This is a genomic window from Arthrobacter rhamnosi, assembly GCF_054510855.1.
Map to the genome: position 1 here is coordinate 191,801 of NZ_JBTNDT010000002.1, position 19,015 is coordinate 210,815.

Annotated in this window: 18 protein-coding genes; 4 read left to right on the plus strand and 14 right to left on the minus strand. The window is 66.8% G+C overall.

Annotated features, from left to right (window positions below; translation table 11 throughout):
• Nucleotides 1-131 precede the first annotated feature (131 nt).
• Together ACX80I_RS05275 and ACX80I_RS05280 are read left to right on the plus strand one after the other, a co-directional pair.
• Entirely contained in the window at nucleotides 132-1,040 is a 909-nt protein-coding gene (locus ACX80I_RS05275) for a DUF2382 domain-containing protein (protein ID WP_459344094.1), read from the plus strand.
• Between the two features lie 225 nt (nucleotides 1,041-1,265).
• A complete protein-coding gene (locus ACX80I_RS05280) occupies nucleotides 1,266-1,688 on the plus strand; it encodes a MarR family winged helix-turn-helix transcriptional regulator (protein ID WP_087071876.1) in 423 nt (140 codons plus the stop codon).
• Here ACX80I_RS05280 and dnaB read toward each other — a convergent pair.
• From dnaB to ACX80I_RS05310, 6 genes are all read right to left on the minus strand, one after another.
• Nucleotides 1,685-3,061 carry a replicative DNA helicase gene (gene dnaB / locus ACX80I_RS05285; protein WP_087071875.1) on the minus strand — a complete coding sequence of 459 codons (1,377 nt, stop codon included), beginning with the start codon at nucleotides 3,059-3,061 and terminating at the stop codon, nucleotides 1,685-1,687. The two genes, ACX80I_RS05280 and dnaB, sit on opposite strands and share 4 nt — an antisense overlap.
• 699 nt (nucleotides 3,062-3,760) lie before the next feature.
• Nucleotides 3,761-4,210 (minus strand): 50S ribosomal protein L9, encoded by a 450-nt coding sequence (gene rplI, locus ACX80I_RS05290; RefSeq protein ID WP_087071874.1) that lies wholly within the window; start codon nucleotides 4,208-4,210, stop codon nucleotides 3,761-3,763.
• 17 nt (nucleotides 4,211-4,227) lie between these two features.
• Nucleotides 4,228-4,467: a 30S ribosomal protein S18 gene (rpsR, locus tag ACX80I_RS05295; RefSeq protein ID WP_005273147.1), complete on the minus strand. Its 240-nt coding sequence runs from the start codon at nucleotides 4,465-4,467 to the stop codon at nucleotides 4,228-4,230.
• Between the two features lie 106 nt (nucleotides 4,468-4,573).
• Nucleotides 4,574-5,131 carry a single-stranded DNA-binding protein gene (locus tag ACX80I_RS05300; protein WP_087071873.1) on the minus strand — a complete coding sequence of 186 codons (558 nt, stop codon included), beginning with the start codon at nucleotides 5,129-5,131 and terminating at the stop codon, nucleotides 4,574-4,576.
• A gap of 60 nt (nucleotides 5,132-5,191) precedes the next feature.
• A complete protein-coding gene (gene rpsF / locus ACX80I_RS05305; RefSeq protein ID WP_043442549.1) occupies nucleotides 5,192-5,497 on the minus strand; it encodes a 30S ribosomal protein S6 in 306 nt (101 codons plus the stop codon).
• Between the two features lie 177 nt (nucleotides 5,498-5,674).
• Nucleotides 5,675-6,952, minus strand: coding sequence for a M18 family aminopeptidase (locus tag ACX80I_RS05310; protein WP_459344095.1), 1,278 nt, complete (start codon nucleotides 6,950-6,952; stop codon nucleotides 5,675-5,677).
• A gap of 240 nt (nucleotides 6,953-7,192) precedes the next feature.
• Between ACX80I_RS05310 and ACX80I_RS05315 the strand changes: the two genes are divergently transcribed.
• Entirely contained in the window at nucleotides 7,193-9,526 is a 2,334-nt protein-coding gene (locus ACX80I_RS05315; RefSeq protein ID WP_459344096.1) for a coiled-coil domain-containing protein, read from the plus strand.
• Between the two features lie 198 nt (nucleotides 9,527-9,724).
• Here ACX80I_RS05315 and ACX80I_RS05320 read toward each other — a convergent pair whose 3' ends face one another.
• The 8 genes from ACX80I_RS05320 to ACX80I_RS05355 all read right to left on the minus strand — a co-directional run bounded on the left by ACX80I_RS05320 (nucleotide 9,725) and on the right by ACX80I_RS05355 (nucleotide 17,519).
• Complete coding sequence (locus ACX80I_RS05320; protein WP_459344329.1) at nucleotides 9,725-10,426, minus strand: response regulator; 702 nt, start codon at nucleotides 10,424-10,426, stop codon at nucleotides 9,725-9,727.
• Nucleotides 10,374-11,735: a sensor histidine kinase gene (locus ACX80I_RS05325; RefSeq protein WP_459344097.1), complete on the minus strand. Its 1,362-nt coding sequence runs from the start codon at nucleotides 11,733-11,735 to the stop codon at nucleotides 10,374-10,376. The genes ACX80I_RS05320 and ACX80I_RS05325 overlap by 53 nt, the downstream gene beginning before the upstream one ends.
• Complete coding sequence (locus tag ACX80I_RS05330; protein WP_459344098.1) at nucleotides 11,728-12,642, minus strand: ABC transporter permease; 915 nt, start codon at nucleotides 12,640-12,642, stop codon at nucleotides 11,728-11,730. The genes ACX80I_RS05325 and ACX80I_RS05330 overlap by 8 nt, the downstream gene beginning before the upstream one ends.
• Before the next feature lie 2 nt (nucleotides 12,643-12,644).
• Nucleotides 12,645-13,592, minus strand: coding sequence for an ABC transporter ATP-binding protein (locus ACX80I_RS05335; RefSeq protein ID WP_459344099.1), 948 nt, complete (start codon nucleotides 13,590-13,592; stop codon nucleotides 12,645-12,647).
• Between the two features lie 137 nt (nucleotides 13,593-13,729).
• Entirely contained in the window at nucleotides 13,730-14,515 is a 786-nt protein-coding gene (locus tag ACX80I_RS05340; protein WP_459344330.1) for an ABC transporter permease, read from the minus strand.
• Between the two features lie 89 nt (nucleotides 14,516-14,604).
• The gene (locus ACX80I_RS05345; protein WP_459344100.1) at nucleotides 14,605-15,591 is read right to left on the minus strand and encodes an efflux ABC transporter ATPase subunit, DrrA-related; all 987 of its coding nucleotides are present in this window, start codon (nucleotides 15,589-15,591) and stop codon (nucleotides 14,605-14,607) included.
• Between the two features lie 32 nt (nucleotides 15,592-15,623).
• A complete protein-coding gene (locus ACX80I_RS05350; protein WP_459344331.1) occupies nucleotides 15,624-16,814 on the minus strand; it encodes an MFS transporter in 1,191 nt (396 codons plus the stop codon).
• Nucleotides 16,815-16,916: 102 nt separating this feature from the next.
• On the minus strand, nucleotides 16,917-17,519 hold the full coding sequence (locus tag ACX80I_RS05355; RefSeq protein ID WP_459344101.1) for a HutD/Ves family protein: 603 nt from the start codon (nucleotides 17,517-17,519) through the stop codon (nucleotides 16,917-16,919).
• Nucleotides 17,520-17,629: 110 nt separating this feature from the next.
• On the opposite strand from ACX80I_RS05355, the gene glnT reads away from it, so the two are divergent.
• On the plus strand, nucleotides 17,630-19,003 hold the full coding sequence (gene glnT, locus ACX80I_RS05360) for a type III glutamate--ammonia ligase (RefSeq protein WP_459344102.1): 1,374 nt from the start codon (nucleotides 17,630-17,632) through the stop codon (nucleotides 19,001-19,003).
• Nucleotides 19,004-19,015: the final 12 nt, after the last annotated feature.

A 19,015-nucleotide genomic window follows, 5' to 3' on the forward strand; every position in this document is an offset into this window, starting at 1 on the left:
CCTGCTTCCAATTAACTACTAAGTGTGCTTACTCTAGAGGCCGGTGGTTCGCCAGGGACTCCGGTCCCGGCGAGACCTACAGCCGAGAATTCCACACCCCTCGCAGTGAGATTACTCAGAAGGAGAAGGAAATGATTACCCAGGAACACATCGATACCCTGCTCGGCAACGGCGGCAACGTCCTCGGTTCTGACGGAGAGAAGATCGGCTCCATCGGCCAGGTCTACCTCGACGATCAGACCGGTGAGCCCAGCTGGGTCACGGCGAAGACGGGCCTGTTCGGCACGTCCGAGTCCTTCATTCCCCTTCAGGGCGCCGACGTCGAAGGCCATGACGTCCGGGTGCCGTACACCAAGCACCAGGTGAAGGACGCCCCTCGGATCGAGACCGACGGCAACCTGAGCCCGGAGGAAGAGGATCGTCTCTACCGCCACTACGAGATCGGCGGCGGCACCGACACCTACTCCGACACGACGACGACCGGCACCACCGGCTTCGCCGGCCAGCGTGACCGCGATGTCGACATCGACACCACCTCCGGCCGCCACTCGGGCCTGACGGACACCGACTCGACGACGACCGGCCGCGGCACCGTCGGCCACGACACGTCCGGCCCCACCACGGACGAAGCCATGACGCGCTCGGAAGAGCAGCTGCGCGTCGGTACGGAACGCCGCGAGGTGGGCCGCGCCCGCCTGCGCAAGTACGTCGTGACCGAGAACGTCACCACGACCGTTCCCGTCAGCCACGAGGAAGTCCGCATCGAGCGCGAGCCCATCACGGAGGCCAACCGCGACGAGGCATACGCCGGCCCGGCCATCAGCGAGGAGGAGCACGAAGTGACTCTCCACGCCGAGCGCCCCGTCGTCGAGAAGGAAGCCGTCCCGGTCGAGCGCGTGCGCCTCGACAAGCAGACCGTCACCTCGAACGAGACGGTCAGCGGTGAGGTCCGCAAGGAAGAGATCGAGGTCGAAGGCGCGGATGAAACCCGCCGTGGCAACGATCTCACGGATGACACCCGCCGAGGCAAGAACCTCTAAGCACGATGTGAACGACGAAGGGCCCGGGGCATGGCTCCGGGCCCTTCGTTGTCCTCCGTCGGCCAATCCCTGCCCCCGCCTACCGCGCCCAGGGAAGAGCAGAAAAAGCCGTCGCACCGAACTCACATGATAATAAGCCTGCTGTCTATTTCGGGCGAAATTGTCTAGAGTAAGTAGTAGGAACAAGCGCATCCACCGCGTACAACCGAGGAAGGACACGCCATCGTGCCGGAGTTAAACGATTGGTCGACCAGCCGCCTGCTCACGACCGCGGCCCGCCTCGTCGAGCACTCATGGAACGAGAAGCTCCTGAGCATCGGCATCACGCACGCCGGCCTGACGACCCTCGGCGTTCTCGAACGGGAGGGCACCCTCACGGGGGTGCGCCTGGCGCAACTGGTCCACGTCCAGGCCCAGACCGTTGGCCGGACCCTGGACCGCCTCGAGAAGCGAGGGCTCGTGACGCGCTTGCGCAACACAGCGGATCGCCGCAGTCAGCGCATCACCATCACCTCCGCAGGATTGAAGGCGCTGGAGCGGGCGAAGAACATCGAGCACGAATTGATGGCCGAGGACGGCCTCGCCTCCGAGGACCTGCGCGACCGCCTGAAGACGGTCATCAACGAACTCGGGCCGAAGAAGGACTAGTAGCCCCCGCCGTCCGCGGCCATGTTGTTGAACCGCGAGTAGTGGCCCTGGAAACCGACCACGAGGGTCTTGGTCGGCCCGTTACGGTGCTTGGCCACGATCACGTCGGCCTCGCCGGCACGGGCCGACTCCTTGTCGTACACGTCGTCGCGGTGGAGCAGGATGACCATGTCGGCATCCTGCTCGATCGAGCCGGACTCGCGGAGATCGGAGACCTGCGGGCGCTTGTCCGTCCGCTGCTCGGAACCACGGTTCAGCTGTGACAGCGCGACGACCGGCACGTTGAGTTCCTTGGCCAGCAGTTTGAGTGCCCGCGAGAACTCGGATACTTCCTGCTGGCGGGATTCGACGCGCTTGCCCGATGACATCAGCTGGAGGTAGTCCAGCACCACGAGCTTGAGGTCGTGCCGCTGCTTGAGCCGCCGGCACTTGGCCCGGATCTCCATGAGCGACATGTTCGGGCTGTCGTCGATGAACAGGGGCGCGTCGTTCATGCGGCCCATCGTCGTGGCGATCTTGCCCCACTGCTCGTCCTTGATGGTGCCCTTGCGGAGGTCCTGCAGACCGATGGTGGCCTCGGCGGACAGCAGACGCATCGCGATCTCGTTGCGCCCCATCTCGAGCGAGAAGAAGACGGTGGTCATGTTGTGCTTGATGGCTGCAGAACGCGCCCAGTCCAGGGCGAAGGTGGACTTACCCATGGCGGGACGAGCTGCGACGACGATCATCTGCCCACCGTGCAACCCCTGGGTCAGCTCATCGAGTTCGTAGAATCCCGTGGGGACGCCTGTCATGCCCTCGCCACGGTGGCCGGCCGACTCGATCTCGTCGACGGTGCCCTCGATGATGTCCTTGAGCGCGACGTAGTCCTCGGCCGTGCGGCGCTCCGCGACCGCATACACCTCGGCCTGTGCCGCGTTGACGAGGTCGTCCACCTCGCCGTCGTTGGAGTAGCCGAGCTGGACGATCTTCGTGCCTGCGTCGACGAGTCGGCGGAGGACGGCGCGCTCGCGCACGATCTCGGCGTAGAAGCCGGCATTCGCCGCGGTGGGGACGGACTGGATCAGCGTGTGGAGGTACGCGGGGCCGCCGATGCGCGAGATCTCCCCCCGCTTGGTCAGCTCGTCCGAGACGGTGACGGCGTCGGCGGGCTCCCCGCGGCCGTAGAGGTCGATGATGGCCTCGTAGATGCTCTCGTGCGCGGGCCGGTAGAAGTCGATGCCGCGCAGCACCTCCACACAGTCGGCGATGGCATCCTTGGAGAGCATCATCCCGCCCAGGACGGACTGCTCGGCGACGAGGTCCTGGGGAGGCGTACGTGAGAATTCCGGGGTACGAGTGTCCGGTGATGAATCTGCATGTGCCAGGGACACTGTAGGGCCTTTCTCCTGCTGTCGAAGCGGCAGTCGCCGAAGCATCCGCCGGAAACCCGGGACGGGTCTGACAGGACAGGCCTATCACTCTCCACCCTCACTATTGGGAATCTCCAGCAACGCTAGACCCCTTCCCGTACTGCACAAAGCGCTGTGCCAACAGGGGGTGTGGGTAAGTGCGAATAAGCTGTGGATTACGTGGCATCTCTTGTGCACAGGATGGGGACAAGCCTGTGGACAAACAAATTATTAGGACGCCAACAGTGCTCTGACCTGCGGATACGTTATCCCCGGGCTGTGGACGCAGACTAATTTCCGTGCCCCTCCGTCCACAGGTGCTCTGTTGACAACCGGCGAAAAAGCGCGTCCATGTGCTCCCGGGAAGCACATATCCCCACCCCTCCATACGGTTCCAGCCCCGAGCACCAGGGGCGCGGGGGCAGGACTAGGGGATATGCACTTCCCGGTACCCAGGACCTCCCGGAGATCGCGGAAGAAGTCGCTCCGGGACATGTACCTGCAGACATGCTGCCCGTGCGTACGAGCCCGGGAATGTTGCCGTGCACGGTGCCGAGGGACGTGGACGCATTAAACACAGGAAGCCCCCGCTTCCGCGGAGGCTTCCTGCTGAACCTGGTCTCGCAGCTAGCGCTACGCAGCTACCCCGAACTCGCTTCGCGAGCCCGGGGCCCCTCGCTACTAGCTGGCGACGACGTCCAGGTCGATGACTGCTGCTACGTCCTCGTGGAGACGGACGTTGGCCTGGTACGAACCAACCGACTTGATGTGAGCCGGCAGTTCGACCTTGCGCTTGTCGATCTTGCCGAGGCCTGCGGCCTCGACGGCCTTCGCGACGTCGTCGGCCTTGACGGTGCCGAACAGGCGGCCGGAGCCACCCGCCTTGACAGTCAGGGTGACGGGCTTCGCCGAGAGTGCGGCGGCCTGGCGCTGGGCGTCCTCGAGCGATGCGTGCTCGCGGGCGGAGCGGGCAGCCTTGATCGAATCGACCTGCTTCTCGCCACCCTTGCTCCACATGAGGGCGAAACCGCGGGGCAGAAGGTAGTTACGTGCGTAACCGTTCTTCACCTCGACGACGTCGCCTGCAGCACCGAGTCCGGTGACTTCCTGGGTCAGAATGAGCTTCGACATGGTGTGTGTCCCTTTCCCTAGCCGCGGCCAGCGCCGGAGTACGGCAGGAGTGCAACTTCGCGGGCGTTCTTGATTGCCTGGGCGATCTTGCGCTGCTCCTGCACGGTCACACCGGTGACGCGACGGGCACGGATCTTTCCGCGATCGGAAATGAACTTACGCAGCAGGGCTACGTCCTTGTAGTCGATGACGGTGACGTCAGCGGCCTTCAAGGGGTTGGACTTTGGTTTGGGCTTACGGAGTTCAGCCTTAGCCATCGTGGTGCTCCTTTTTCTGTTGGAGCCCGCAGAACGATTCTGCGGGATGGGAAGTACCAGTTCCTTGCGGAACTGCGGCAGGGGTTCCGGGAACGGAACCTGCTACCTAGAAGGGAGGCTCGGAGTCGGCGCCGTTGCCCCAGCCCTGCGAGTTACCACCCGAGGGAGCACCCCAAGGGTCTTCCGCAGGCTGCTGGGCAGGCTGTCCGCCGCCCCAGCCCGAACCGGAGTTCGAACCATTGCCGCCGGAGTTTCCACCCGAGTTGCCGCCGAAGCCGCCGCCGTTCCCGCCGCCTGAGCGCTGGGTACGCGTGACCTTCGCCGACGCATAGCGCAGGGATGGACCGATCTCGTCCACCTCGAGCTCCATGACGGTGCGCTTCTCGCCCTCTTTGGTGTCGTATGAACGTGACTTGAGTCGGCCCTGGGCAACCACGCGGGTTCCCTTGGTCAGAGTCTCGGCAACGTTCTCCGCAGCCTCACGCCATACCGACGCGCGGAGGAACAGCGTTTCGCCGTCCTTCCAGTCATTGGTCTGGCGATCGAAGGTGCGAGGAGTGGACGCGATCGTGAAGTTGGCAACCGCCGATCCCGACGGCGTGAACCGCAATTCGGGGTCGTTGGTGAGGTTGCCGATCACCGTGATGACTGTTTCGCCTGCCATGGTGCCTCCTTGAGTTCCTACCCGCCGGAGCGGGGTGGATGGATGAGGGATCTGCCGAAATTATTCGGCGGAAACCTTCTGCTCCTCGGGGCGGATGATCTTGGTGCGCATGATCGTCTCGTTGAGGCTCAGCTGGCGGTCGAGCTCGGAAGCCACGGCCGGGGTCGCGGTGAAGTTGACGACGGCGTAGATGCCCTCGGTCTTCTTCTGGATCTCGTACGCAAGGCGCCGGCGTCCCCAGATATCCACCTTGTCCACGGTGCCGCCGCCATTGCGGACGACATTCAGGAACTTCTCGAGTGTTGGGTCGATGGAGCGTTCCTCGACGTCGGGGTCGATGATTACCATCAATTCATATGCACGCATGTGTGAACCCACCTCCTCTGGGCTGAACGGTCGCGGTCTTTCCGCAACAGGAGGTTCTTTAGCGTTGATCCGGCCGCCGTCCGCGGTATTTACCGCCGACCGGCTCTGGCACAGACGTATCAATGTTACCGGACGATTGACCGGCGACGAACTCCTGTGGACGACGCCGGTCAGTGCCTACTGCCCGCCGCGGAAGAAGGCGGTCGTCGCCGTCACGAGATGCCCGGGGTCCTCGACGCCGCACAGTTCACGCGCCGAGTGCATCGACAGCAGTGGTGTCCCGACGTCGACCGTGCGGATGCCGAGGCGCGTGGCCGTCAGCGGACCGATGGTGGAACCGCACGGCATCCCGTTGTTGGAGACGAACTCCTGGTAGGGCACGCCGCTGCTGCGGCACAGCGCAGCCCAGAAGGCGGCACCCGGCGCATCGGTGGTGTAGCGCTGGTTGGCGTTGATCTTGAGCAGCGGTCCGCCGTTGAGCACCGGCAGGTTCACGGGGTCGTGCCGCTCCGCGTAGTTGGGGTGGACGGCATGGCCGGCATCGGCCGATACGCAGAACGACGACGCCAGGGCGCGCAGGCGCTCCTCCGTCCCGGCCCCGAGGCCGAGCGAGATGCGCAGCAGCATGTCCTCGAGGAAGGGTCCGCTGGCACCGGAGCGGGAGCCGCTGCCCACCTCCTCGTGGTCGAAGGCCGCGAGGACAGCAATCGGCCCGTCCACAGGACCCCCGGCAGCGCCGATCAGCGCCGTGAGCCCGGCATGCACGGACGAGAGGTTGTCGAGGCGTCCGGATGCGAAGAACTCGTCCTGTGCGCCGAAGACACGCGGTTCCTGGGTGTCGGCGACGACGACGTCGAACCCGCCGATCTCTCGCGGATCCACACCGGCGCGCGCGGCGAGCAGTCCGAGTAGGTCTGCGTCCGCAGGGTTGCCGAGGCCCCACACCGGGTTCATGTGGCGCTGCTTGTCCAGCGCCAGGCCGTCGTTCACCGCGCGGTCAAGGTGGATGGCGAGCTGCGGGAACCGCAGCAACGGCCCGGTGGACACCAGGTGCTCGCTGCCGTCGTGCAGTGTCAGACGGCCTGCGAGCTCGAGTTCCCGGTCGAGCCAGGAATTCAGCAGCGGGCCGCCGTAGACCTCGACGCCGGCCTGGAGCCAGCCGTACTTGCCCGTGGTGGGCTTGGGCTTGAGCTTGAACGACGGCGAATCGGTGTGGGCACCGAGGATATGGAACGCCGTCGTGGGGCCGGCGCCGTCGGGGACGGACCACGCGATCAGCGCGCCGTCACGGATGACGTAGTAGCGGCCGGCCCCACCCTCCCAGGCGTCCTGCTCCGCCAGCCGGCGGAATCCTGCTGCGGCGAGCCGCCGCCCGGCCTCTGCCACGGCATGGAAGCTCGACGGGGACGCCACCACGTAGGCGCCGAGGTCCTGGATGTGCGCTGGAGTGCTCATTCCCCGATTCAATCAGACCCGGGTGACGGCACGCCCTCGGATCGCTGTGCCGAATTAGGGGTGGGCTTGGCCCCCCCTACTCCTGATTTCAACAGCTTGTGCGGCAACAGGTAGTTGACGCGTAGGAAAACGAGTACCCGGTGAAAAGGAGGGGTAAGGAGTACTGTGTCTCCGCGCAACTAATCTCCGTACATTTCTGGACGTAACCCCCACGTTCCCTTCAGGTCTCCAGGAGTAGCTGTGCGCGATGTCAACGCGAAATCCGTCCTTATCCGTCGCGTTGCCAGCGCAGTCATCCTGCCGGGAGTCCTGACCAGCATGCTGGTCCTCGCCCCGCAGGCGTCGGCCGAGTCCGCCCCTGTATCGGGCATCTGCAACGGTGTGGTCAACCAGCTCGCGCACCGTGGAACCGTCCAGGAGAACCTCCTCAAGGCCGCTGCCCGCAAGAACGCTGAAATCATCACCAAGCTGCAGGGTGAACGTACAGCCCTCGTGGTGACCGCCGCCGACCTTCAGGCACAGATCGACGCCGCAACGGCCAAAATCGCCACGTTGGATGCGGAAAACCTCCAGCTTGATAAAGACATTGAGGCCGCCGCGCGCTCGCTCGCAACCCTCGAAGCAGATCTGGCAAGCACCGCGGCAGCGGTCGCCGCGGCGGAGAAGGCCCTGACGGATCTCGAGGCGGAGAAGGCGGCCACGTCGGCCGAACTGGAACCCCTTCAGGCCGAGAAGGCTGCCTTGGAGAGCGACTCCGCCGCCCTGCAGGCCCAGGCCACAGCCGTGGACGCCGAGCTGGTAGCCAAGAAGGAAGCACTGGCCACTGCCGCCCAGGAACTCGCTGAACTCCAGTCCATCGCCGCGCAGGCAGCCGGCGACCTGGCTGACCAGAACACGGCAATCGCCACAGCCGAGGGTGAACTCACCATCCTGACCACCACCGCACAGGATGCTGCTGCAGTAGTGACCGCTGCAGCACGGAAGGTCACCGACGCCGAGGCAATGCTCGAGAACCTCGTCACTGCCGGCACGACTGCCCAGGCGGACCTTGATGCCCAGAACGCCGCCATCGTCGCGGCGAAGAACGAACTCACGAAGCGCCAGGCGGACGCAACAACGGCAGCCGACGCGGTGGCCGCCAAGAACACCGAGATTGCCACAGCGAAGAACCAGCTTGCAGCGCTGCAGGCGAATGCAACCAAGGCAGCCAACGCCGTAACCGCGAAGAACGAGGAGTTTGCGACAGCGCAGAACCAGCTCGTCACGCTCCAGGGCGATGCCAAGAAGGCGGCAGACGCCGTCGCCACTAACGCTGCTTCCATCACCTCGGTCAACGCACAGATCACTCAGCTACAAAAAGACATCACGGCCGCGCAGACTGCAGTCACAGCAAAGCAGGCTGAATTGACCAAGGCGCAGGGCGAGCTGAAGGTGCTTCAGGCGCAGAAGCTGACGATCGAGGGTGTAATCACCGACCTCACGAAGCAAATCGCCGCAATCAAGGGCAACAGCCCCGAAAAGCAGGCGCTGATCGACCAGCGTGCCGCAAAGCAGGCCGAGCTCGACAAGGTGACGGGACAGATCACCGACAAGAACACCCAGATCTCAGGACTGCAGGGCGACCTCACAACCCTGCAGAACCAGGTTAATACCCTCAACACGCAGCTGCTGGCCAAGCAGGCCGAGAGCAGCGCCCTCCAGCAGCAGGCGGCCCCGCTGCAGGCGACATTGACGAACGCGAACGCGGCGGTCGCCGTGAAGGAGGCGGACATCAGGACCCTGCAGGGCCAGCTTCCCGCCCTGACAACGGCGCTGACGGACGCGAAGACTGCGGTTAACGCGAAGCAGGACGAGCTGACTGTCCTGCAGAACCAGCTCACGTCGCTTCAGGTAGCCGCAACATCAGCGACGGATGCGGTGACGGCGCAGGCGAAGGTGGTTGCCGACCTCGAGGCCAAGCTTCCGACCCTGACCGAGGGAGTCGATGCTGCCCAGGAAGCCATTGCGGCGCAGAAGGTGGTGCTCGAGGGCCTGCGCAAGGACCTCGCCGCAGCCGAGGGCGCCCTTGCTGATGCATCGAAGGCCGTCGACGCCAAGACTGTCGAGCTCAAGGGCCTAAGCGATCGCCTGCCGGTGCTGCAAGCTGCGGCCGACAGCGCCGCGGCGGCGGTCACCGCCAAGCAGGGCGACATCACGGCGCTCAACACCGACATCGACAAGCTCGTGACGACGCTTGCCGGGCTCAACGCCCAGATCACCACCAAGGAGGCCGAGATCCTGTCGCTCCAGGGCCGGGTAGCTCCGCTGCTTGACCAGCTGAACAAACTGAACGCGGACATCAGTGCGACAGAAGCCGCGCTCAAGACCCTGCAGGCCCAGCTCACCACGCTCGACAAGCAGGTCACCGACGCGCAGACAGTTCTCCGCAACCTCAAGGCGCAGAAGAAGACGAACAAGGACGCTATCGCCACCCAGACTGCGGCGGTGGTCGCACTGGAAGATAAGCTCGGTGCCGTCCAGAACCAGATCAAGGCCATCGACGGACAGATCGCCCTGGGCGGCTGTGTGGCCTGATCGTTCTGCTGCTACAGCAGAACGACCGGGGCCCGGGTGGACACCACGCACAGGTGTCCACCCGGGCCCCGGTCTGTTCGCGGGTTCACCCCATGGCTGCCCGCGGCCGGACGAGAGGCGCGCTCCGCGGTTCTAATCGGTGAGGCCGGGGGCGGCTCCCCTACCGGCACTGACGTTCATTGGTGTCATCGCCAGGTGTCAGTGCGCCGGCCCCGGCACCACGATCCCGTTCTCGTAGGCGTACACCACGGCCTGCACGCGGTCGCGCAGGTCCAGCTTCGTGAGGATCCGCCGGACATGCGTCTTGATGGTCGCTTCCGAGAGGAAGAAGCGGGCGGCGAGCTCGGCATTTGAGAGACCCTCGGCGATGGCTTCGAGGACTTCGCGCTCCCTCGGGGTCAGCCCGGCCAGCCGCCGGTCCGGCACCATCGCCGCATGCGCAGGCGGCAGCGACCGGACGTAGGTCTCCAGCAGCCGCTGGGTGACGCGCGGGGCGACGACGGCATCCCCACTGGCCACGACCCGCACCGCGTGCACCAGGTCCTCGGGCGCCACGTCCTTCAGCAGGAACGCCGAGGCGCCCGCCTGCAGCCCGGCGAACGCATACTCGTCGAGGTCGAAGGTGGTCAGGATGATGATGCGCGCAGGCGAACCCGACGCGGTGATCCGGCGCGTGGCCTCGATCCCGTCGCCCTGCGGCATCCGCACATCCATCAGCACGACGTCGGGTGACAGCTCCGCGGCAAGGCGGACTGCCTCACTGCCCGTCGACGCCTCCCCGGCGATCACCAGGTCCGGCTCGCCCTCGAGGATGAGCCGGAAGCCCATCCGCAGCAGTGGCTGGTCGTCAGCGAGCAGGACCCTGATGGGCGCGTCCTGCGTGCCCGGCGTGCTGCGCATGGTCATCGTTGTCCTTCCCCCGTTGGTTGCCCGCTCCGCCATGGGCGTCGGGCACTGTCAGCTGCACGTCGACGATCCAGCCGCCCGAGGGACGGCTGCCGCATTCGACCGAGCCCGCATAGATGGCGGCGCGCTCCCGCATGCCCGCGATCCCCTGCCCCGATCCGAGCGACACGACCGGACCCATGGCGCCCCGGCCGTCGTCGGCCACGCGTAGGGACACGGAGTCACCCGTCCTGGCGATCGAGATGTCGACCAGCGTAACCCCCTTGCCGTAGCGCAGGACGTTCGTCAGTGACTCCTGCATGATCCGGTACACCGTGAGCTGGAAAGCGGGATCGTCGGGCAGTCGGGGCCCGCTGGTGGTCACCCGCAACGGCAGGCCCGCGGCGCGGAAGCCGTCGAGGAGCTGCGCCAGCGAACTCGATGCCGGCAGGGGGTCGAGCGAGTCCGCCCCGGCCTCCGCGCGAAGCACCCCGAGGACGCGCCGCATGTCGGCGATGGCGGTGCGTCCGGCGCCCGACAGTTCACGGAGCACCGCGACGGCGCGGTCCGGGTCCCGCTTCATCACGACGGCGGCGCCGTCCGAGAGGGCGACCATCACCGTCAGCGAGTGTGCGACGACGTCGTGCATCTCGCGTGCGATGCGGTTCCGCTCCCCCGCCGATGCGAGCTCTGCGTTCCGCGCCGCCCACTCGCGCAACTCGCTCTCGTGTTCGCGGTCGCGCCGCACCGTGACCCCGACGCCCACCGCCACGGCGAGGAACATGACGACGAAGCCGCTGAGGAGCCAGACCACTCCGGGGGCTTCGGCGAACATCGCAGGCGGGATGAGGAAGAGCGCTCCGACGGACAGCACCATGGCTGCGGCGGCCGCGATCAGGGTCTTCTTCAGCGGGTAGGTCGCCGCAACCGTGTACAGGGCGATCATCGTCCCGACCCCGACGCTGCCCGCGCCCTCCGTGAGGAAGCTGGCCGGTGGATCCAGGAGTGCGAGAAAGGCCAGGACGAGCAGTGGCCGGTCGCGACGGAACACCAGTGCCCCGGCAGCCAAGGTCACGGCGGGCAGGGCGAGCCAGCTGCCGCTTCCGATGATCATCAGCAGCGCGTTGGGGAAGGTCGCGATGAGGAACGCGAGGATGACGACGGCGTCCATGGCCCGCGGATGCCGGCGGAAGAACCGCCGGATGGGACCCAGCCGGCGTGCATTGAGCTCACTGAAGGAGACCGCGGCCGTCCGTTCCGCGGTCTCCTTCTCCAAAGGTCCGTCGCTCATCGCCGGTGGCGGTTGCCAGGGAGTGCTAGACATCCCGCTTCTTCGCGGCGACCAGTGCCAGGACGAGGAGCACAAGTGCCCAGGCTCCCATCACGAAGCCGCCTTCCCACTGGGTCAGGGCGTCGTCGGCGGTCGTGATCGCGACCATCTGGTTCCCGGCATCTGCGGGGAGGAAGCGGGCGGCCTTGGGAATCCAGTCGGCCAAGCCCGAGATCAGCTGGACGATGATCGGCAGCACGAAGAAGATGCCGACCGCGGTGACCACGCCACCGGCGGTGTTGCGCAGCAGGATCCCGATGGCCATGGAGATCACGGCGACGAGTGCGAGAAACGTGCCGGTGTTGATGATGCTGGCCAGGACGCCGTCGTCGCCGAGCGCGAAGCCGAGGTCCTCGCCCGCGAGGATGGGCTGGGCGACGAGGTAGGACACCAGGGCGCTGCCGAATCCCACGAGGAAGGCGACTCCGGCGATGATGACCGCCTTCGCCAGGAGGGCCGGGATGCGCTTGGGCACGGCGATCATCGTGGAGCGGATCATGCCGGTCGTCCACTCGCTGGCGATCAGGACCACCGCGAGCGACGCGATCAGCAACTGCCCGAAGGCCAGGCCCGACGACGGCACGGTGAGCACCTGGCCTGCCACACTGTCCGGGCCCTCCGGCGGCGGCTGGAACCCCGACGGGGCGTTCGTGTCACCGATGGACTGCGCCATGATCGTCAGCGACCACGCGAAGAGCGCCGCGAGGCCCACCATCACGACGACGGTGCAGGCGATCAGGATGACGGTCGAGGGGACCGTGGTGACCTTGATCCACTCGGACTTCAGGACCCGGCCGAAGGTGACACCGGATCCGGTGCCTCGGTCCTGCCGCGGCCGTTGCCGTGAGGGCGCCGACAGGGCGGGTGCAGGTGTTGACGTCGGTGTTGATGACGGTGCCATGGTCAGCGCCCTTCCACTGGTGTAGCGCCCTGGTTACCGCTGGGCAGGCTGTGCGACTGGTACTCGACTTCGGTCTGGGTCAGTTCCATGTAGGCGTCCTCGAGGGACACCTGGAGCGGCGTCAGCTCGTACACGAGGACGCGCTCGCGGAGGGCCACCTCGGCGATCCGCCGCGGTTCCACGCCGGTGATCTCGATCAGCTCCGGTTCGAGGATCTGCGAGGTGACGCCGTCCCCGGCGAGGCTCCCGAGGAGGTCGTGGGGCCGGTCGGCGCGGACCCGGACCCGCGCCTTGCCCTGACCGTCGATGATGGACTGGATCGGGGCGTCCGCGATGATGCGTCCGCGGCCGATGACGATGAGGTGGTCGGCCGTCAGCGCCATCTCCGACATCAGGTGCGAGGACAGGAAGACGGTGCGGCCCTCGGCGGCGAGGCCCTTGGCCAGGTGACGCACCCACTGGACGCCCTCGGGGTCCAGTCCGTTGACCGGCTCGTCGAGGATGACCGTGTGGGGATCCCCGAGGAGAGCTGCGGCGATCCCGAGCCGCTGGCCCATGCCGAGCGAAAAACCGCCGACCCGCTTCCTCGCCACGGGTCCGAGGCCCGTCAGTTCGATGACGTCCCTGACCCGGCCGTTGGGGATGCCATGGGTCGCCGCCATCGCGCGGAGGTGATTGTAGGCGGAGCGCTTGGGGTGGACCGCTTTCGCATCCAGGAGGGCGCCCACCTCGCGCAGCGGCGCCCGATGCTGGGCGTAGGGCAGGCCATTGACGGTCACGTGCCCTGCCGTCGGATTGTCGAGGCCCATGATCATGCGCATGGTGGTGGACTTGCCTGCGCCGTTCGGACCCAGGAAGCCCGTGACCCTGCCGGGCTGCACTGTGAATGAGACGGCGTCGACGGCGGCCTTAGCACCGTACCTCTTCGAGAGGGCTTGGGCCTCGATCATGGTGCGTCCTTCAACTGTTGAGAACGGGACCGCAGGTGCGGGCCCGTTCTCAACACTAGGCCTGGGGCCGGTGAAGGTCACCGGCCCCAAGGATGATCACCGCCCGGGAGTCGCTACGTCTTTCGGACGACACCGCCCTAGCGGGTGCTGATCGATGCGAACTTCCGGATGCACAGTGGCACGAAGACCACCAGCATCAGGATGGCCCCGATCAGCACCATCGGAACTGCGTTCTGCATGGGCCAGGTGTCCGGGAGTGGTTCCGACCCCACGTTGCCGAACAGTTCGCGAGCCGCCTGGACGAGCGCGGACACCGGATTCCAGTTCGCGAAGGTCTCGAGCGCGCTGGGCAGGGTCTGCGACTGCACGAAGGCGTTGGAGATGAACGTCAACGGGAACAGGATCATGAAGGACGCGTTGTTGATGGCCTCGGGGGACTTCACAGACATGCCGAGCAGTGCCATGACCCAGCTGAACGCGTAGGAGAACAGCAGCAGGAGCCCGAGGCCGGCGAGGAAACTGCTCATCGAAGCGTTGACGCGCCAGCCCACCACAAAGCCGGTGGTCATCATGATGACCACCGACAGGGCGTTGAGCACCAGGTCGCTGTTGGTGCGGCCGATCAGCACTGCCGACGAACTCATGGGCAGGGTGCGGAAGCGGTCGATGATGCCGTCCTTCAGGTCCTGTGCCATAGCGGAACCCGAGAAGGTGGACCCGAAGATGACCGTCTGCGCGAAGATGCCCGCCATGAGGTACTGGGTGTAGTCGGTCCCCGCCACCTGGATGGAACCCCCGTAGATCTGGCTGAACAGCAGCACGAACATGATGGGTTGCAGCACGGCGAAGACCAGCATGTCCGGCGAGCGCTTGAGCTTGGTCAGGTTCCGCTTGGTCACCGTCCATCCGTCGGAGAACCACATGGCGAGCTCCGACGGCGGTGCGGAGCGGGCATCGTCCTCGGGCCGGGACCGCTGGTTCTCCGGTTGCCTGCCTTCCGGCGCCAGGATGCTCATGCTGCGACCTCCTTCGTTGCTTTGTCTTCGGTCTCCTCGGCGTGGCGGCCCGTGAGCGTGAGGAAGACGTCGTCGAGGCTCGGGCGCCGCATGCCGGCGTCGTGCAGTGCGATGCCGCGCTCGCCGAGCTCCGACAGGATGTACTGGAGGGCGCGCGGCCCGTCCGTGACCGCTACCTCCACGGTGCGTCCGTCGTCGCCGATCCCCGGCTCACCGTCGCCGTGCCGCCCGAGGATCTCACGGGCTGCAGGGGCGTCCGCGGCGTCGACGAGGGACACCACCACGCGGTGTCCGCCGATCTGCGCCTTCAGCTGATCCGCTGTTCCCTCGGCGATGGTCCTGCCGCCGTCGATCACCGCGATGTCGTCGGAGAGCTGGTCCGCTTCCTCGAGGTACTGCGTGGTCAGGAGCAGCGTGGTGCCGGCGTCGACCAGGTCCTTGATGATGCCCCACAGGGCGAGGCGGCTCCGGGGGTCCAGGCCCGTGGTCGGCTCGTCCAGGAACAGGATCTTCGGGTTGATCACCAGCGCCCCGGCGAGGTCGATGCGGCGCCGCATACCCCCGGAGAACCCTTTGACGGGGCGGTTGCCTGCCTCCGTCAGGTCGAACTGGTCGATGAGCTCCTGCGCCCGGCGCTTCGATTCCCGGGCGCCCAGGTGGTAGAGCCTCCCCACCATCTCGAGGTTCTCGAGGCCGGTGAGACCTTCATCGACCGCCGCGTACTGCCCGGAGACGCCGATGATGCGGCGGGCTGCCTTGGGGTTCCTCAGGACGTCGATGCCGTCGATGTGCGCGGTACCCGCCGTCGGTTGGATGAGGGTGGTCAGGATCTTCACCACGGTGGTCTTGCCTGCACCGTTCGGGCCCAGCAGGGCCTTGACTGTTCCCTGGGGAACGGAAAGATTCATGCCGTCGAGAGCGTGGACGGGCCCGCTCTTCGACGAATAGGTCTTCTTCAGACCTTCTGCCTCGATGATCGCCATGCAGAAAGGGTAGGACCGCCGGTCCGGGTCTCCTAGGCGCTTCGGTCAGAACCTGTCCGCAATGGTTCGGGGGCCTCCTTCGCCCGCTCCCGGGCGGCCGGAGCGACCACGAAGGAGGCGAGGACGGCGACTCCGACCGCGAGCAGCGCTGTCCGGATACCCACGAGGTCGCCGAGGAAACCGATGAGGGGCGGACCCGCGAGGAAGGCGGTGTACCCGATGGTGGAGACCACCGAGACGCGGGCGGCGGCACGATCGGGCTCATCCGCGGCGGCGGACATCCCCATGGGGAATCCGAGGGCTGCGCCCGCTCCCCAGAGGATCGCGCCGACGGCGGCGAGCGGCACGTTCGGTGCCACGACGAAGACCACGAGCCCCACGAGCGAGGACCCGAGGCTGGCCTGCAGGACGCGGACGCGGCCGAAACGGTCGATGAGGCCCCCGCCCACGAAGCGCAGCGCCGTCATCGCGGCGACGAAGACCGCGAACATGACCGCACCGGTACTCTCCGTGGTGCCCAGGCCGTCGACGCTGGCCTTCGCTACCCAGTCGTTCGCTGCGCCCTCGGTCAGGGCTGCGCCGAGCACCACGAGGCCGATCAGCAGGGTGCGGGGCTCACCCCATGCACCGATGCCCTTGGTGCGGGTTCCGCCCGTCTGCGCCCCGACGAGGTGCTCCTCTCCCCGTGGGAGGAAGTAGCGAGGTATCCACAGCGAAACGACGAGGCTGAGCACTGCGACGGCGACCAGATGGACCGGCAGGCCCACGTCCATCGCCGACAGTCCCGCCCCGACGAGTGCGCCCACGAAGGCCCCTCCGCTGAACGCGGCGTGGAAGCGCGGCATGATCGTCCGCCCTACCCGGTGCTCGACGTGGGCTCCCTCGATGTTCTGCGCCACATCCCACAGGGCGATCCCGCACCCGAAGAGGAACAGTCCGACGGCGACCACGGGCACCGAACCGTTCACCAGGCCCAGCGCGACGGCGCTCGCAGCCAACGCAGCGGCCGTCCCGCCCAGACGGACCGTGTTGGCCGTGCCGAAACGGGCGGCGACGATGCCTGCGAGGGGAAGGGACAGCATCGATCCGATAGCACCCACGAGCAGGAGTGTCCCCATCTGGCCCGAGCCCAACCCCAGGGTGGCCGCTGCAGCGGGGATACGGGCCGCCCAGCTGGCGAAGACGAGGCCGTTGAGCGCGAAGATGGCATAGGCGGCGAACATGGCGGCTCGGACGGCGGGTTTCACTCTGCAACCGTAGGCGGAGGTCGCCGTGCGCCACAAACGGCCGCGGCGCAGCCCCGGCAGGGAGCTCCACCGGAGCGGTCAGGTCCGCGGACGGAACCGGACATGGACGGCAGCGAGCAGCGCGTCCTCGCAGGAGAGCTCCTCCTCGTCGGAGCCCGGAATCAACACCTGCAAGGGCCGTAGCGTCCCGTCCCCGCCCAGCCGCACGGTCCCCGCCAGCACGACCACGGCCGTGGGCCCGCCGGTCCCGCCGACCCGCAATGTGCCGCTGGCCCGCTGCACCTCGACGGCTCCCTCGCACACCGCACGCCGGGTCATCAGGTTGAGGTTCCGGGTAGGCCCCTCCAACACCTCGACGCGGACGTCGGCCTCGCCCGGGAACGCTGCGAGCGCGCCCAGCTCCAGGTCTCGGCTCTCCCCGTCGATGGACATCCGCAGCAGTCCTCCGGAGCCCATCACGAAGGTCCGATCCACTCCCGGCAGAGAGGAGAACGCCCCGTCCTGTACGACCTCGGCGACGCTCAGACGCCAGTCGAAGCCGGAGTAGCCGGAGCCCGGAGGCGCCTTGAGAACCTCGTAGGTCACGCCGCCACCGTTCGCCCAGCGGGTGCCCCCGAGCAGGAGTGGGTCGACGATCCTGCGGCGACCCGCGCCGGTCGACTCTCCCGATTCCATTTCCATCCCGCCCACTCCCAGTTTTTACGCTCGTGAAACACACCGGCAACATCGTCCTGACTACTGTAGTTCAACACCGTTTCACAGTATGCAACGCTGATCGACAGGATAGTTCGATGACAAGTCTTGCGGCACCCGAGCCCTCAACGGTCCCCGACACCCAGCTCGGGACCCGGCGTATCACCCTCGCCGACATCGCGAGGGCCCACGACGTGCGCTTCCTGCTGGCGACCTTCGTGGACATGACTGGCAAGCCCTGCGCCAAGCTCGTCCCCATCGAGGCCGCCGGCGAGCTGGAGGCCGGGGCGATGGGCTTCGCCGGCTACGCCGCGGGCCTCATCGGCCAGAAGCCGCAGGACCCGGACCTCATCGCGGTCCCGGACCTGGCCTCCTTCACCCCGGTCCCGTTCATCAAGAAGGGCCTCGCCATCATCCACTGCGACCCGCACGTCGACGGCAAGCCCTGGCCCTACGCGCCACGGGTCATCCTCCAGAACATCCTGGCCCGTCTCGCCAACCAGGGGATGCAGGCGAAGATCGGCGCGGAGGTCGAGTACTTCCTCGTCGCGAAGAACCCGGACGGCAGCCTCAGCACCGCCGATCCCCTCGACGATGCGCCCCGGCCCTGCTACGACGCCCGCGGCGTCACCCGCATGTACGACCACCTGACCTCGATCTCCGAGGCCATGAACAGCCTGGGGTGGGGCAACTACGCGAACGACCACGAGGACGCGGCCGGCCAGTTCGAACAGAACTTCAACTACGCGGACGCCCTGACGACGGCGGACCGCGTCATCTCCCTGCGGTACATCCTGAACATCCTGGCCGAGCAGCGCGGGATGACGGCAACGTTCATGCCGAAGCCGTTCACCGACCGCACCGGGACCGGCCTGCACTTCCATCTCTCACTCTGGTCCGGCGCCGACGCACTGTTCCCCGGAGAGGATGACGACCGTGGCCTCGGACTGTCGGAGCTCGCCTACTCCTTCATCGGCGGCGTCCTGGACCACGCGCCGGCCCTGCAGGCCTTCCTGGCACCCACGGTCAACTCCTACAAGCGCACCGGGGCCACCACCAGCTCCTCCGGCGCCACCTGGTCTCCCCGGAAGGCGTCCTTCGGCGGCAACGATCGCACCCACATGATCCGGGTACCGGACAACAGGCGGATCGAACTGCGCTCCGGCGATGGGTCGGCGAATCCCTACCTGGCAATCGCCACCGCCATCGCAGCGGGGCTCGACGGCGTGGAGAAGTCGGCCGATCCCGGTCTGCCATCAGGGCCGGGGGAGTCCAAGCCGGACGCGCACCTCCTGCCGGCCACCCTGCTCCATGCCGTCGAGGCGCTCCGGAAGGATCCGGTGATCCTCTCGAGCCTCAGCGGCGACCAGGAGATCGGCGACTACTACGCGGACGCCAAGGAGGAGGAATTCCTCCAGTGGCACAACCAGGTGAGCGACTGGGAGATCCGCACCTACCTGACCTCGATCTGACACCCCGCCCGG